Below are 12,680 nucleotides of genomic sequence, written 5' to 3' on the forward strand. Positions count from 1 at the left end.
GTCCGCCTTTGTACAGCTGGTTCAGCTGTCCGATGTAGATGAATGATCGGGCCTCGCCGGCGTGCTGCTCGAGGGCGTCGGCGATTTCGTCCCTTGATTTTCCTTGCTCCCCGAGTTTCATCCCGAGAAGGACGAGTCCCGTGATGCCGTGGGACACCGACCGGGAATCGATCACCCGGACGTCGAAGCTGCTGAGGGCGACGCCCGTGACGGCGGATGAGTATGTGCCGCTCAACTCGGAGGCGAGCGCCACGGTGATGCCCTGCTCATACTCTTCTGCAAGCCGGTCATACAGGTCTGCGAATTTTCCGGCTGACGGCTGCGACGTTTTCGGGAAATCTTCGGATGTCCGGATCATCTCATACAATTCTCCCGGCTGGAGGTCCACTCCGTCAACGAACGACTTGTCCCCGAAATGGACGTTCAGCGGAACGACGTACAGATCCGGATGCCCGGCAAGCTCCGGTGGGATATGTGCGGTGCTGTCCACAATCCACGCAAGCGGTTTTTTCTTCATCCCCATCCCTCCATTTCTTCCCCTTATTACTATTACTATTATAGCATCCTTCTGCGCTAAAAAGACTGAAAATTAAAAGGATGCCCGTTGCTATACTGAAATAACAACGGGCACCTCGAATAGAAGTTATTCAATTGAAAGCGTCCTTGAAATCGGGCCGGTGCCGGATCAGCACGATCGAGGCTGCCAGGAGCAGCGGCCAACCCGCTTCGAGCCGTCCTGCGAACAGGAGGGCGAGCGTCCATGCAGCGAAGCCGCCGGGCATGGCGAGGACCGCGTTCCGGAGGGGCAGCCAGGCAGCGGCCGCGCCGGCGGCAAATCCGATGAACGCGGCGGGCGAGAAGGCGAGTGCTGCCCCGATGAATGTCGAGACGCCTTTGCCCCCTTTCCGGCCGAACAGCGGAAAGGCATGGCCGGCGACAGCCATCAGCCCCCCGGCTGCGGCGATCACTTCCGGCATGCCGATCAGCCGCCCGGCGAGCACGGCGCCGACGCCTTTCAGCGCATCCAGAATGAACACCGAGGCGAAACCGGCCCGTCCGTACAGCCGGCCCGCATTGCGTGCGCCCGGATTTCCGCTTCCTGACTGCCGCGGGTCCATGTTCTTCATTTTGCCCCAAGCGACAGCGGCAAAGAGCGTACCCGCCACCCAGCAGACCGCCAGATAAGCCGCCGTTTTCATAAACATCGAACCCGCCCCCTCCATTTGCTATAATCGATAGTAGTACAGAGAGAAGGAGAATGCAGATCAATGAACCCAACATCGACATCCATGAGCGTCCGTGAAGCTGTCACGGAGCGCCGTTCCATCAAAAACTTCAACGGGGAAGCCGTCTCCCGTGAAGCCGTCATGGAGATCCTCTCCGATTCCCGTTTTGCGCCGAACCACGGAAAGCGCGAGCCGTGGCGCTTCGTCGTCGGAGCAGGGGAGAATCTGAAGGATATCCAGGCCCTGATCCGCGAATTCGCCGTTCCGACATGGCGTGAGCTCTCGCCGGAAGCGCTCGATCGCCAATCGGTCAAGTTCATGACGCCGGGAGCGATCCTATTCGTCATTGTCCCGGAAGATGCCCGCCAGAAAGAGCGGCTGGAAGATCATATGGCCATTGCGGCATTCATGCAAAACGCCCAGCTGCTCGCGTGGGAGCAGGGCATCGGCACGTGCATCAAGACACCGGCCTACCTGGACAATCCCAAATTCCGCGAAGCGCTGGGCGCAAAAGCAGGGGAGCGGGTCATCGCCATGCTTCAGTTCGGCCATTACGACGCCTTGCCGAAAGCATGGGACCACTCCCCGATTGAAGATAAAGTGACGTTTTATTCGGCGGACGACAGCGCGTCCGACACTTCGAAGTAATAGTCCCCGATCACCCGGAGGCCCTTGTCGAAGTTCTCAAGATGGAAGTGCTCGTTCGGCGCATGGAAGTTCTCGCTCGACAGGCCAAAGCCCATGAGGACGACCGGCAGGCCGAGGATTTCATCGAACGCCGCAACGATCGGGATCGAACCCCCGCCGCGCGTGTAGGCGGTCGGAACCTCGTAAACCGCTTCATACGATTTGCCCGCAGCCTGGATGGCCGGATGGTCGTAAGGAGTGAGGAACGGCTTGCCTTTGTCGAATTCCGTGACGGAAACATCGACTCCGGCCGGCTTGTGCTTTTCGATATGGGCTTTGAGCTTGGTAACGATTTCGTCCGGATCCTGATCCGGGACGAGGCGGCAAGTGATCTTCGCGCCTGCCTCGGCCGGAAGAACGGTCTTGATGCCTTCCCCGGAAAATCCGCCGAAGATCCCGTTGAGTTCCAGAGTCGGGCGGATCCATGTGCGCTCCGTGTACGAATAGCCAGGCTCGCCGAAGAGCTCGCTCACGCCGAGCTCTTTTTTCAATGCCTCTTCGTCAAAGTCGAGCTTGCGGTACGCCTCTCGCTCTTCTTCGGTGGCCGGCCGGACGTTCTCGTAGAAGCCGTCGACCGTGATCGTGCCTTCCTGGTCCTTGAACGTGGCAAGCAGTTCAACGAGCGCATCGATCGAGTTCCGGACGCCGCCGCCGTACAGGCCGGAGTGGAGGTCGCTTTTCGCCCCGCGCACATCGATCTGGATGCCGGCGAGGCCGCGCAGTCCGTAGCAGACCGCCGGCTGCCCCGGCCCCTGCATGCCCGTGTCGGAAATGACGATGACGTCCGCCGCGAGCTTGTCCTTGTGGTCTTCGACGTATTTCGGAAGATGCGGGCTGCCGATCTCTTCTTCGCCCTCGATGCAGAACTTGACGTTCACCGGGAGCGATCCGTTCGTCTTGAACAGTGCCTCGACGGCCTTCACATGCATGAACACCTGGCCCTTGTCATCGCTTGCCCCGCGCGCATACAGCTTGCCGTCGCGCTCTTCCGGCTTGAATGGCTCGCTGTCCCAAAGATTGAGCGGGTCGACCGGCTGCACGTCGTAGTGGCCGTAGATGAGAAGGGTCGGCTGGCCTTCCGCATGAAGCCAGTCCCCGTAGACGACCGGGTGGCCGGGCGTCTCATCGATTGAGATGTTCTCAAGCCCCGCCGCTTTCAGTGCGCCGGCGAGCCAGTCGGCCGCATGCTTCATGTCTTCCTTGTGTTCCGAAAGCGAGCTGATGCTCGGAATGCTGAGAAAATCCTTCAGCTCCGCCAGATGTTCGTCCCGATGCTCGCTGAAATACCCGTCCAGTTCTTTCAGATGATCCATGTGAACACTCCTTTTCCTTCCGGTATTCTCCTGACCAGTATAACAGAAACACCGAAAGCCGATTCAATTCCCTCTTAAGAGGGAAGGAATATGATATGATGAAACGAAGTAATTTGAATACACCGTAAACTTGGCTCTTCAGCCACAGGAGGAATGGCTTTTGTTTATCGTCTTGGGTATCCTGCTTTTCCTGTCCTTCTTCTTCTCGGGCAGTGAGACCGCACTGACGGCCACCAATAAGATGAAAGTGCAGCTTCGCGCCGACCAGGGAGACCGGAAAGCGGAGAAGCTCATGAAGCTGATCAGCAAGCCGGACCGCATGATCACGACCATCCTGATCGGGAACAACATCGTCAATATCCTCCTGCCGACGCTCCTCACGGCAATCGCCATCGACAAAGGCTGGCAGGTCGGTGTCGCGACCACGGTCCTGACGATCGCGCTCATCATCTTCGGCGAAGTGCTGCCGAAGACGATTGCCGCCACGTTTTCCGAGCGGGTGGCGTATCTCGTGTTCCCGGTGATCCGGATGCTCGTCGTCGTACTGTCGCCGCTCACTTACCTGCTCTCGCTGTTCACGAATGTCTTCATCCGGGTCATTTCGCGGGGAGCTGTGACAGAAGCGACGCTGACGAAGGAAGATCTCCGCTCGATGGTCGACATTGCGTCGACGGAAGGCACGTTCGAAGAGACCGAATCGATCCGGCTGAAAGGCGTGCTCGACTTCCCGGAAAAGGATGTGTCGGACGTCATGTCGGCACACCGCACAGAAGTGGTCGGCGTTCCGCTTGACGCGACTTATGAGGAAGTCCGCGACACGATTCTCGACCACTGGTACACGCGCTATCCGGTCTTCGTTGACAACATGGACAACATCGTCGGCATGTTTTATTCGAAGGCGCTGATCGAATGGTCGATGAGGCCGGAGATGAAGCTCGAAGACATCATGGACCGGGAACCGCTGTTCGTCGTCGAAACGCTGAGCGTCGAGCGAGTCTTCAAGATGATGCTCGCGAAGAAGAAGCACATCGCTGTCGTGCTCGACGAATACGGCGGCACGCTCGGCATCGTGACCCACGAAGACATCATCGAAGAGATGATTGGCCAGGACATCGAAGACGAGACCGACCAGGAAGACGAAGTGCTCGTCTACGAAATGACCGACTCCAGGCTCGAATGCTCCGGCCGGCTGGAACTCGATGACATCAAGGAATCGTTCAGAAAAGAAATGCCGGGCGACCACGAAACCGTCGGCGGCTTCGTCCTCCAGCAGCTCGGCCACATCCCCGAACCCGGCGAAAAATTCACGGCCGGCAACCTCGACATCATCATCGAAGAAATGAACCGCAACCGCATCACCCGCATGCTCATCACCAAACGCACAAACAGCCAGGAACAAGCTGCGGGAACAGAAGAGTGAAAGAAACCGCCCTTAGAGCAGGTGAAACAGCCTGCACCAAGGGCGTTTTTTTGCGGGAAAGGTGGAGGGGAGAGGGGAATTTATGATGGGTGGATTTGAAATAAGGAGAGGGAGATTACAATATGGCGAGTGGATTTGAAATATGGAGAGGGGGATTACAATATGGCTGGCGGATTTGAAATATAGAGAGGAATTACAACATGGCGTGTGGATTTGAAGTATAGAGAGGAGAATTACAATATGGCGTGCGGATTTGAAATATGGAGAGGGGGATTACAATAAGGCGGATGGATTTGAAATATGGAGAGGAAGATTACAATATGGCGGGTGGATTTGAAATATGGAGAGGAAGATTACAATATGGTAGGTGGATTTGAAATATGGAGAGGAAGATTACAATATGGCGGGTGGATTTGAAATATGGAGAGGAGAATTACAATATGGTGGGTGGATTTGAAATATGGAGAGGAGAATTACAATATGGTGGGTGGATTTGAAATATAGAGTGAGGAATTACAATATGGCTTGTGGATTTGAAATAAGGAGAGGGAGATTACAATATGGCGGTCGGATTTGAAATAAGGAGAGGGGAATTACAATATGGCGGATGGATTTGAAATAAGGAGAGGGGAATTACAATATGACGGGCGGATTTGAAATATAGAGAGGAAGATTACAATATGGCGGGTGGATTTGAAATATGGAGAGGAGAATTACAATATGGTGGGTGGATTTGAAATAGGGGGATAGGGAATTTCGATTAGCCAACTCTATCTGATTCCAAACTTGCAATTAGCGCCCCCGATTTGCAATTAGAATCCGAAATTTGCAATTAGCACCTCCGATTTGCAATTAGAATCTGGGATTTGCAATTAGCGCTCCCGATTTGCGATTAGAATCCGAAATTTGCAATTAGCGTCCCCGATTTGCAATTAGATTCCGGAACTTGCAATTAGCGCTCCTGATTTGCAATTAGAATCCCAAACTTGCAATTAGCGCCCCCAATTTGCAATTAGAATCCCTCATCCACAATCACACCCCCCCAAATCAAACTCCGCCGCCCACGCTGACTACCCGCAACGTTCAATCTTTCGTCAACTCTTACACCTTTGTAATATGACTGAAAGAGAATCCGATGGAGGGTAAGGCCCGGCTATAGGAAAATGAGGTTAATAACGAAACAACGAACGGAGGGATCGGCAATGGCCGGTCAACAAATTGAACTCATTTACGAAGAATATGAACGTTTCATTTATCACCTGTGCCTGAAGCTTACCCGCAACAAGGACGAGGCGGAGGATCTGATGCAGGATGTTTGGCTCAAAGTCGTGCGGAACGAGAAGTCGCTGGAAGGCGTTGACCATGTAAAGGCATGGCTGACGACCATCTGCATGAATACGTTCCGGGACCGCTACCGGAAGTCGGTCCGCCGCAGCCAGCATGTGATGGACCAGCCGGATTCGCTCGATGTGCCGATCCTCGATCTCGTGCCGTGCGCGGATCCGACTGCCGATGACCTGCTGGAGCGGGATGACATGCGGCAGATCGTCCAGTCGAAATTGGCCGAGCTGGACGCGATCTACCAAAAGACAGTGCTTTATTTCTACGTGAACCAGTATTCGCTCATCGAAATTGCCGATTTGATGAAAGTGTCGATCGGAACCGTGAAGTCCCGTCTGTTCCGGGCAAAGCAGCGCCTGAAGGAAATGATGCTCATGGACGAAACCGCGTCCGGATACATCGGCGCCTGATCCATACCGAACCGCAGCCGTCCCCCGGCTGCGGTTTTTCCGTTTTCCGGATACTGACAGGACGCACCACCTGCACCCAGGTTCCCGTCCGCCCTCAATCTGCCGGAAGTCGCCGCAGTCTTCCGGCCCTTGCCGCAGTCCCCGCTTCACCGCACACCCTCTCCCCGGTTTGCGGCACTTGCCCTTTGGGGAATGAATGAGCAAGAGAGACGGGAGGCGTCGCCGATGGGAAAAAAGGAGAAAAAAGAGTGGGGGATGAGGCGGAGGGTCTTCACGATCCTCATTTGCCTGTTCGTACTTCTTTATATCGGAGTGGTGCTCTGGCATACATACAAGCCGATGCCGGCGGGGACGAGCTACGAAGGGGCGATCCACCGGACGGACGACGTGGAGATGCTGACGGACCTGACTTATTCGCAGACCGAGTCCAAAAAGGGCATGCAGCACGAGAATGAAATATTCGATGAAGTGTTCGCCATGATCGACCGGGCCGAAGAGTTCGTTGTGACGGATTTTTTCCTGTACAACCGCTATTATGACGAAAACGAAGACTTCCCTGAGCTCGCCGAAACACTCACGAAAAAGCTCACCAAAAAGAAGGAAGAGAACCCGGACATGCCGGTCATCCTGATCACCGATCCGGTGAACACGGGCTACGGGTCTTATGAGACGGAGGAGATCAAGGCGCTGGAAGCGGCGGGAGTCGATATCATCGTGACGAAACTGGATCCGCTCCGCGATTCGACGCCGATATATTCGGGCGTGTACCGGATCTTCTTCCAGTGGTGGGGACAGAAGGGCGAAGGATGGCTTCCAAACCCGATGGCGAGCGAGGCGCCGAAATTGACGGCGCGCTCTTATCTCAAGCTGCTGAACGTGAAGGCGAATCACCGGAAAGTGATCGCGACGGAGGAAGGGGTGCTCGTCAACTCGGGGAATCCCCACGATGCGAGCGGCTGGCACGGGAACGTGGCGTTCAAGGCGGGCGGCCCGGTCATCAACGATGTGCTGGAGGCGGAAGAGGCGGTATCCCGTTACTCGGGCGGCCCCGATCAGTTCCCGCGCACCGAAGCGGAAGAAGAACCCGGCGGACGATACGGTGTCCAGTACATCACCGAGTCGAAGATCCTCGACCACGTCCTTGAAGACATCAACAAGGCCGGAAAAGGGGATGAAGTGTGGCTTGCCATGTTCTACATCGCCAACCGGGATGTGATCGATGCGCTCTACGATGCGGAAGACCGGGGGGCGGAGGTCCGGCTCATCCTCGACCCGAACGAGAATGCGTTCGGCAACAAGAAAACCGGCCTGCCGAACAAGCCGGTCGTCGACGAGATGCTCGAGGAGTCGGACGGGAAGATCAAAGTGAAGTTCTACAATACCGTGATCGGCCAGTACCATACGAAGCTCGTCTACGTGAAGACCGCGGATGCGGCGGTGATCTCGAGCGGCGCCGCGAACATGACCGACCGGGCGCTTGACGACTACAACCTGGAATCAAACATCCGGATCACCGCACCGCCGGATTCGCCGCTTGCCGGAGAGATGGACGCCTACCTGAAAAGGCTCTGGACGAACGAAGATGCCTTGTTCACGATCGAGGCCGATGAAAAGCTCGACAGTCTGTCCCAGCTCCAGCGGGTCGTCTACGGCCTGCAGGAACTGCTCAAGCTGACGACCTACTAAACAATCAATCAAAAAGAAAACGGCCTGCACGCCGGTCAAGGCGTGCGGGCCGTCGTTCAGTCGCCGAGTTCATCGAGTTGGCGGTTCAGTTCGGCGAGGCGGTCTTCCATGGCGGCCAGCCGCTGTTCGGCGTTGGCCACCTGGTCGCCGTGGCCGGTCGACTCCAGCTTCTCGATATCGCCCTGCAAGCTGATGTAGTCCATCTTGAGCTCGGCAATCTCGTATTCCAGGGAACGCTTATCCATTTGCAACGCCTCCTTGTCGGTTGAATTGTAACACAACCGGACGGAAGGCGTCTCCCGGCGGTCAGCGGTCCGCGGGCCTCCGAGGCGGATATTCCAAGTAATAAAACACCGCCTCGCTCACCGCCCCGATGCCGTCCTCGACGCCGAGCGCGGCCTGGCGGGAGACGGCCCGCCTGCGCCGGGGTTCGTGGAGCAGGTACTCCATCACCGCGTTCAGGAGCATCGACTGCTTCACTTTCCGCCCGAGACCGAGCGGCAGGAAGCCGTTGTCCTCGGTCGGGAATGCGTGCGCAAGCTCTTCCTCGTCCTGGGCAAGGACGATGCACGGGATGCTGAGGAAGGCGACATCATATGGAATATGTCCGGAAGAGCAGATGACGATATCCGCCGCGGCGAGTTCTTCGCCGTAGTCGTACGGCATGCGCTTCACTTTCACGTTCCGCCGGCTGAGCGCCATCATCTGGAGCTGGTCGGCGGGATGCGCGTAGGCCTCTCCGAGGAGAACCGTCACTTTCAGGGGAATCTGAAGCTGCGTCAAATGCCGGAGCGTGCGCCGGGACAGGTCACCGGGATCTTCCGGCCCGTGGGCGACGACGATATGCGGAAGGTTCCCGGGCGCCTCTTTTTTCACGCCGGCCCGCCTGTGACGCAGCAGGCTCGGATCGGCGATGAACCCGGCCGGGCCCGTGACGACGTTCGGAGGCGTCTCTCCGCGCGGTTCCCGGTAAAGGGTCCGGAAGACAAGGTCCGCCTCCGAGCTGCCTTCTCCGTCGTCGTCGAAATGGATGATGGCGGGGACGAGCTGCCTGAGCGCGGCCGCTTCCGCCGGATCCGAGCGCCGCTCGTCCCTGAGCAGCACATCCGGCTGCAGTCGTTCCACCGCTGTCAGCAGGGCGTTCCTGCCGCTGATCTTTTCTGTCCGGAAGCCCGCCTCTTCCGCATTCGGGAGGGGGTGGCCGGAAAGGAAAATGACGTCGATTCCGGCCTCTTTGAGCGATTGTGCAATGCGGACGGCGCGCCTCGCCCGGTAGCCGGAAGGGGCCAGCGGATCCGTACATTGGAGAACGGCGGTCTTCTTTGNCGAGGCGGATATTCCAAGTAATAAAACACCGCCTCGCTCACCGCCCCGATGCCGTCCTCGACGCCGAGCGCGGCCTGGCGGGAGACGGCCCGCCTGCGCCGGGGTTCGTGGAGCAGGTACTCCATCACCGCGTTCAGGAGCATCGACTGCTTCACTTTCCGCCCGAGACCGAGCGGCAGGAAGCCGTTGTCCTCGGTCGGGAATGCGTGCGCAAGCTCTTCCTCGTCCTGGGCAAGGACGATGCACGGGATGCTGAGGAAGGCGACATCATATGGAATATGTCCGGAAGAGCAGATGACGATATCCGCCGCGGCGAGTTCTTCGCCGTAGTCGTACGGCATGCGCTTCACTTTCACGTTCCGCCGGCTGAGCGCCATCATCTGGAGCTGGTCGGCGGGATGCGCGTAGGCCTCTCCGAGGAGAACCGTCACTTTCAGGGGAATCTGAAGCTGCGTCAAATGCCGGAGCGTGCGCCGGGACAGGTCACCGGGATCTTCCGGCCCGTGGGCGACGACGATATGCGGAAGGTTCCCGGGCGCCTCTTTTTTCACGCCGGCCCGCCTGTGACGCAGCAGGCTCGGATCGGCGATGAACCCGGCCGGGCCCGTGACGACGTTCGGAGGCGTCTCTCCGCGCGGTTCCCGGTAAAGGGTCCGGAAGACAAGGTCCGCCTCCGAGCTGCCTTCTCCGTCGTCGTCGAAATGGATGATGGCGGGGACGAGCTGCCTGAGCGCGGCCGCTTCCGCCGGATCCGAGCGCCGCTCGTCCCTGAGCAGCACATCCGGCTGCAGTCGTTCCACCGCTGTCAGCAGGGCGTTCCTGCCGCTGATCTTTTCTGTCCGGAAGCCCGCCTCTTCCGCATTCGGGAGGGGGTGGCCGGAAAGGAAAATGACGTCGATTCCGGCCTCTTTGAGCGATTGTGCAATGCGGACGGCGCGCCTCGCCCGGTAGCCGGAAGGGGCCAGCGGATCCGTACATTGGAGAACGGCGGTCTTCTTTGCTTGTCCGGTCAAGGTCTTCACCCTTTCTGGCTTGCAAACTGTGTTCCTGTCCAACATATGGGACGGGGTGCAAGATTATGAGGCTTCGGGCTGGAAGTCGGGCGGGGATGTGGTAAACTGAGACTTATTTTCCGAGGAACCGGGGAAGGGGGAACCGCAGATGTTCGGTTCATTTCTGTTCGACATGATGATGATCGGCGCGCTCGGAATCGGGTCGCAGTGGGTGGCGTGGAAGCTCCGCCTGCCCGCGATCGTCGTCATGTCCGTCGCCGGTCTGCTCGTCGGACCGGTGTTCGGGCTTATCAATCCCGAACAGGGACTCGGGGATTTCTTCACCCCGATTATTTCGATCGCCGTGGCGATCATCCTGTTTGAGGGCAGCCTCAATCTGGATTTCCGTGAAATCCGCGGATTTTCCAAGCCTGTCGGCCGGATCGTCACGGCCGGGGCATTCCTCGCGTGGATCCTCGGATCGCTCGCGGCGCACTACGTCGCGGGGCTGAGCTGGGAAGTGGCATTCGTCATCGGGGGCCTCTTCATCGTGACGGGGCCGACCGTCATCCTGCCGCTTCTCCGGCAGGCGCGACTGAAGCCGCGCGTCGCGGCCATCCTGAAATGGGAAGGGATCGTCGTCGACCCGTTCGGCGCGCTCGTCGCGCTGTTTGCATTCCAGACGATCCGCTACGTCGGAGGAGATCTGACGGGCGGGGGCATTCTGCTCTTCTTCGCCGCTTCGGCATTCGCCGGCGTCCTCGGATGGTTTTTCGGCTGGGGGCTCGGGCGGTCGTTCGAACGCGACAAGGTGCCGGAGTTCCTGAAGTCGCCCGTGCTGTTTGCGGCCGTCCTGTTCGTCTTCGTCCTGTCCAATGAAGTGATGGATGAGACAGGGCTGCTCGCGGTCACGGTCATGGGGATGACAATGGCGAACATGCACCTGTCCTCGATCGACGATATCCGGCATTTCAAGGAGAATATCTCGGTTCTCCTCGTGTCGTACATTTTCGTTATGCTGACGGCTTCGCTCCATGTCGACACGCTGCTCGGGATCTTCCAGCCGAGGATCATCGCGTTCGTCCTGGCGACCCTGTTCCTCGTCCGCCCGCTGTCGATCTGGCTGTCGACGATCGGCACCGACCTGACGAACCGCGAACGCACGCTCGTCAGCTGGATCGCCCCGCGCGGCATCGTGGCGCTCACGGTGTCCGGGTATTTTGCGTCGATCCTGCTTGAGCACGGATACGAGGATGCCGAAATGCTGACGGCGCTCACATTCGCCCTCGTGTTCGGCACTGTGCTCGTCCACGGATTCACGCTCGGACCGCTTGCGAAGAAGCTCAATCTCGTGGCATCCGATTCCTCCGGCGTGCTCGTCATCGGCGGCGGGCTGTTCAGCGCCCGGTTCGCCAAGTCGCTGAAAGATGACGGCAAGCCGGCCGCGATCATGGATGACACATGGCACGACCTGTCCGAAGCGAGAAAGCTCGGTGTCGATGTGCTCGCGGGGGACGTCCTGTCTGAACAGGTCGACTACCGGTTCGACCTGACGCCGTACCAGTACATGCTGTCCCTGACCCATATGGACCTGTACAACGCCCGCGTCTGCAGCGACTTCGCACATGATCTCGGGAACGATTCGGTCTACCGGGCGGGCCTCCGCGGGGACCCGAAGCGCTACGGCGTGGAAGGCGTCCGGCTCGTCCGCTCTCCGGGCAAATTCCTGTTCGATCCGGCGCTTCCGGTCGCCCGGCTGGATGCCCGCATCCGTTCGGGCCATGTGATCCGCAAGACGCCGATCACGGACCGCTACACGTATACGCAGTACTTGCGCGAGCGGGACGAAAGCCCGGTCCTCCTGTACATCCTGAGGAAAGACGGCCGCATCGACCTGTACTCCCCGGGCAAGGAGATCGGCGCGGAAGCGGGGGACATTGTCGTTTCCCTCTCCCCGCCGGACAAGACGGTCGACAAGGTGAAAGAACGACTTGAAGAAAAGACCGACGGCGCGAAAACCGCCGACCGGTCCGAGATCGAGCGCAAGCTGAGCAGCGGCGTCGGCGGCAACGGCCCCGTCGCCCCGCTTCCCGGCCCCGCACCCGACTCCGCCATGAAATGAATGAACAGACCGGCACGGCCGGGGACAGATCCGATTCTGTCCCCGGCTTTTGCATGTTCAGTAGGAGAAGAAATCCGCGTGACACATGCGGGAATTGCAACCGGCCCCGCTCCGATGACACCCGGCTGTCCTCCGGTTACACTCAAACCCGTTCCGA

At 58.5% G+C, this 12,680-nt stretch carries 10 protein-coding genes; 5 read left to right on the forward strand and 5 right to left on the reverse strand.

All coding sequences use genetic code 11. From position 1 onward, the window contains the following. Together BN1189_RS08685 and BN1189_RS08690 are read right to left on the reverse strand one after the other, a co-directional pair. Positions 1–517, reverse strand: a 517-nt coding sequence (locus BN1189_RS08685) for a DegV family protein (protein WP_040227453.1), incomplete at its 3' end; no start/stop codon positions are given. A gap of 130 nt (positions 518–647) precedes the next feature. Beyond that, entirely contained in the window at positions 648–1,205 is a 558-nt protein-coding gene (locus BN1189_RS08690) for a glycerol-3-phosphate acyltransferase (protein ID WP_052455771.1), read from the reverse strand. Between the two features lie 63 nt (positions 1,206–1,268). Between BN1189_RS08690 and BN1189_RS08695 the strand changes: the two genes are divergently transcribed. Then, positions 1,269–1,874 carry a nitroreductase family protein gene (locus tag BN1189_RS08695; protein WP_040227455.1) on the forward strand — a complete coding sequence of 202 codons (606 nt, stop codon included), beginning with the start codon at positions 1,269–1,271 and terminating at the stop codon, positions 1,872–1,874. Here the strand turns inward: BN1189_RS08695 and BN1189_RS08700 are convergent. Beyond that, positions 1,835–3,226: a dipeptidase gene (locus BN1189_RS08700; RefSeq protein ID WP_040227457.1), complete on the reverse strand. Its 1,392-nt coding sequence runs from the start codon at positions 3,224–3,226 to the stop codon at positions 1,835–1,837. The two genes, BN1189_RS08695 and BN1189_RS08700, sit on opposite strands and share 40 nt — an antisense overlap. Positions 3,227–3,386: 160 nt before the next feature. Here BN1189_RS08700 and BN1189_RS08705 point away from each other — a divergent pair, with 160 nt between their 5' ends. From BN1189_RS08705 to BN1189_RS08715, 3 genes are all read left to right on the forward strand, one after another. Further along, a complete protein-coding gene (locus BN1189_RS08705) occupies positions 3,387–4,646 on the forward strand; it encodes a hemolysin family protein (RefSeq protein WP_040227459.1) in 1,260 nt (419 codons plus the stop codon). 1,202 nt (positions 4,647–5,848) lie between these two features. Then, positions 5,849–6,397, forward strand: a complete 549-nt coding sequence (locus tag BN1189_RS08710) for an RNA polymerase sigma factor (protein ID WP_040227460.1) — start codon at positions 5,849–5,851, stop codon at positions 6,395–6,397. Between the two features lie 225 nt (positions 6,398–6,622). After that, positions 6,623–8,083, forward strand: coding sequence for a phospholipase D family protein (locus BN1189_RS08715; protein ID WP_040227462.1), 1,461 nt, complete (start codon positions 6,623–6,625; stop codon positions 8,081–8,083). Positions 8,084–8,139: 56 nt separating this feature from the next. Here the strand turns inward: BN1189_RS08715 and BN1189_RS08720 are convergent, their stop codons facing one another. Both BN1189_RS08720 and BN1189_RS08725 read right to left on the reverse strand, forming a co-directional pair. Continuing rightward, positions 8,140–8,328, reverse strand: a complete 189-nt coding sequence (locus tag BN1189_RS08720) for an SE1832 family protein (RefSeq protein WP_040227463.1) — start codon at positions 8,326–8,328, stop codon at positions 8,140–8,142. Between the two features lie 61 nt (positions 8,329–8,389). Continuing rightward, complete coding sequence (locus BN1189_RS08725; protein WP_052455772.1) at positions 8,390–9,208, reverse strand: hypothetical protein; 819 nt, start codon at positions 9,206–9,208, stop codon at positions 8,390–8,392. Positions 9,209–10,570: 1,362 nt separating this feature from the next. Here BN1189_RS08725 and BN1189_RS08735 point away from each other — a divergent pair. Then, positions 10,571–12,523, forward strand: coding sequence for a cation:proton antiporter (locus tag BN1189_RS08735; protein WP_040227466.1), 1,953 nt, complete (start codon positions 10,571–10,573; stop codon positions 12,521–12,523). Positions 12,524–12,680: the final 157 nt, after the last annotated feature.

This window comes from Bhargavaea cecembensis (assembly GCF_000826125.2).
In the GTDB taxonomy this organism is placed as follows: Bacteria; Bacillota; Bacilli; order Bacillales_A; family Planococcaceae; genus Bhargavaea; species Bhargavaea cecembensis_B.

Excerpts from the sequence above, each read along its gene's own strand:
- BN1189_RS08690 (WP_052455771.1), bottom strand. The coding sequence starts at position 1,205 with ATGTTTATGAAAACGGCGGCTTATCTGGCGGTCTGCTGGGTGGCGGGT.
- BN1189_RS08695 (WP_040227455.1), top strand. The coding sequence starts at position 1,269 with ATGAACCCAACATCGACATCCATGAGCGTCCGTGAAGCTGTCACGGAG.
- BN1189_RS08700 (WP_040227457.1), bottom strand. The coding sequence starts at position 3,226 with ATGGATCATCTGAAAGAACTGGACGGGTATTTCAGCGAGCATCGGGAC.
- BN1189_RS08710 (WP_040227460.1), top strand. The coding sequence starts at position 5,849 with ATGGCCGGTCAACAAATTGAACTCATTTACGAAGAATATGAACGTTTC.
- BN1189_RS08715 (WP_040227462.1), top strand. The coding sequence starts at position 6,623 with ATGGGAAAAAAGGAGAAAAAAGAGTGGGGGATGAGGCGGAGGGTCTTC.
- BN1189_RS08720 (WP_040227463.1), bottom strand. The coding sequence starts at position 8,328 with ATGGATAAGCGTTCCCTGGAATACGAGATTGCCGAGCTCAAGATGGAC.
- BN1189_RS08735 (WP_040227466.1), top strand. The coding sequence starts at position 10,571 with ATGTTCGGTTCATTTCTGTTCGACATGATGATGATCGGCGCGCTCGGA.